This is a genomic window from Candidatus Obscuribacterales bacterium, from assembly GCA_036703605.1.
Lineage (GTDB): Bacteria > Cyanobacteriota > Cyanobacteriia > RECH01 > RECH01 > RECH01.
Window position 1 is genome coordinate 1 of record DATNRH010000714.1, and the last position, 2,769, is coordinate 2,769.

3 protein-coding genes are annotated in these 2,769 nt (G+C 53.7%); all 3 read right to left on the reverse strand.

Going from position 1 to position 2,769, the window contains the following annotated elements; genetic code table 11:
- On the reverse strand, positions 1-706 hold a 706-nt coding region (locus V6D20_15045), incomplete at its 3' end, for a metal ABC transporter permease (protein ID HEY9817096.1).
- 316 nt (positions 707-1,022) lie between these two features.
- Positions 1,023-1,775, reverse strand: a complete 753-nt coding sequence (locus tag V6D20_15050) for a metal ABC transporter ATP-binding protein (protein ID HEY9817097.1) — start codon at positions 1,773-1,775, stop codon at positions 1,023-1,025.
- Positions 1,776-1,892: 117 nt separating this feature from the next.
- A partial coding sequence (locus tag V6D20_15055; protein ID HEY9817098.1) for a zinc ABC transporter substrate-binding protein occupies positions 1,893-2,769 on the reverse strand: 877 nt, incomplete at its 5' end.

A 2,769-nucleotide genomic window follows, 5' to 3' on the forward strand; every position in this document is an offset into this window, starting at 1 on the left:
CTCCTACTAATGCTGAGAACACCACGTAGGTGACAAAATTTCGACAGATAAGTCGGGATGTGCAGGCTGGAATGACAATAAAGGCACTGACCAACAAAACGCCAATGGCTTTAATGGAAATGCCGACTACCAACGACAGCAGCACAATAAAAGCGCTGCGGTGGAAGGAGACAGATACCCCGCGAGCGATCGCCATGGGTTCATGCAGAGTGATCAACATCTGGGTGCGTAGAGTTAAACCAATAAACAACACGCACATCACCAAGAGTCCAATCCCCAGACCAATATCAGCGGATCGGACGGCTAAAATATCGCCGAACAATAAGTTATTAATCCCACCTTTATACTGACCAATAAAGCTGAGGGTGATGATGGCGATCGCCAAAGACGCTGAGTAGATAATATTCAGCAACGCATCTGTCCAAAGGTGGGTACGTTCCAGCAAATAGGTGACGCCGAGGGCAAACAGAACCGCGAAGGGGAGCAGCACGGCAGAGGGATTGAGCCCCAGCAGTAAGCCGAAACTAATGCCCAACAGTGCCGAATGTCCGAGGGCATCGCTAAAAAAGGAAAGCTGCCGCAAAATGGTAAAGCTGCCCAAGAGTCCACCCATGAGTCCCGTCAACACGCCACCGATCAGGGCCCGCTGCATAAACGGAAACTGGAAAAGATCAAAGACGCGGATTAGATCGGGTGGGATAGACATGGCGGAAAAGGATAGAAAGTAAGAGACAGGAGATTTAGAATGAGCAAGGAGCGATCGCTACGGTTGTTTTCGTTGTAGGGTGCTGTTAGGCGCAGCCGTAACGCACCGTCAGTTCCCGATCGAATCACCTGAAAGCCTTCGTTGTAGGGTGCTGTTAGGCGTAGCCGTAACGCACCGTTTAATGAGGCTTGGATGCGTGCTGTCGCTTTAGCGAAGCCATGCCGGAGGCTATACGCATCCTACCCACTGCATGTGGGTTCATTGTATCGTTCTAGAGGATCGGCTCTTGATGAACACAGGCCCGTGAGATGCAGACTCACGAATGGTGATGGTGATAGCGGATGAACTCGGAACCGTAGGCGGCGGATAGGTTATCGGGCGAGAGGGCATGATCGGGACTGCCTTCACAGAGCAGTGTGCGGTTGATACAGAGGACGCGATCGCAATGCCGACGCACCATATCCAGGTCGTGAGACACTTGGATGATGGTCCAGCCTTGCTCATCCTTCAGTTGGTAGAGCAAGCGATAAAACTCTCCTTCACTGCGAACATCCATCCCCGCCGAGGCTTCATCGAGAATCAGCAATTGGCGAGGCCGCACGAGACAATAGGCTAGCAGGACACGCTTGGTTTCTCCCCCTGACAGGCTGCCGATCAGGTGTTGGCGCAGATGGAGAGCATCGACCTGGGCTAGGGCTTGACGAATGGCATGGTGGCGCGATCGCCCCCCAGCCCAAGGAAGCTGAAACCCTAGCCGATCCCAGCCGATACCAATCAGCTCCTCGACGGTAATTGGCACCCGTCGGTCAAACAAAAAGTTCTGCGGCAAGTAGGCAATCTGCTCACGGAGGCTGGGAGGGAGGTAGCCCTTACGGCTTAAGGGCTGGCCCAGAATCTGGATCGTTCCCTTCTGTCTGGGCAAAATTCCCAAAATGGCTTGAACCAAGGTGCTTTTCCCAGCTCCATTGGGGCCCACCAAAGCCGTATCCGTTCCGGCTTGGATGGTAAACGATACATCCTGCACGGCCATGTGCTGTTCTCGATAGACCGTTAACTGTTCAACGGTCAAGATGCTCTCACTCAATCTGTACCTCACTGAGTCAAACGACTGCTCTAGTCTTGCCGAGACATACGGCGATCGCCCATGGGGCATCACGATCCCACGTCATGGAAGGCGATCGCTCTATTATCTCACTCCAACGGGTTGTGCAACAGTGGCGAATGGCCGAGTTGTTCCCGTGGGTTGCAAGATGCTGGCTAAAGGTTGGGGTATCCAAGGGGAAAGCCGAGACTGAACCGAGCTGCTAAAGGCAGCTTCCAAGACATCCACATTCTGCCGCATGATGGTGAAATAGGCTTCTGGCTCCGTAGCTGTTGGATCCCCTGTTTCCATGGGGTCAAAGGCGCTGACCTTCACGTTCAAATCACCGGCTAAGGAGGCAAACGCTTCATCTCCAGCTTGGGGCTCGGTGAGTAGGGTTTTGAGACTAGAAGCTTCCACCGTTTCAATCACCCGCCGCACGTCTTCGGGAGAAGGGTTCACGTCCGGCACATCTACCAAAAACTCTGCTTCGAGACCATAGCTCTCGGCAAAGTAGGGCGCAAAGTCATGAAACGCCACAAAGGTTTGCCCCGCGTAAGGCGCAAGGCGTTCCGTGAATTCTGCATCAAGGGCCTGAAGCTGCTCAATGTAGGCGGCAGCGTTGGTCGTGTAGTCGGTTTCGCCGTCTGGATCAACCGCAATCAGACCATCGCGAATCGTTTCCACCTGTTGAATCACCCGCTTGGGATCGAGCCAGATGTGAGGGTTATACGCCCCATGGTGGACGTGACCAGCATGGCTATCGCCACTTTCTGCTGCCTGATCATCACCGTGGTTATGATCAGGGTCATCACCGTGATCGTGGCCGTGGTCATCGCCGTGCTCATCACCGTGACCTTCCACATCCTCGTTGGAGAGAACAGCAACCCCTTCACTGGTATCAATCACCACGAGATCTGCGTTACCAGCATTAGCAACGAGATCATCGAGGAAAAACTCCATCTCCAGGCCGTTCTTCACC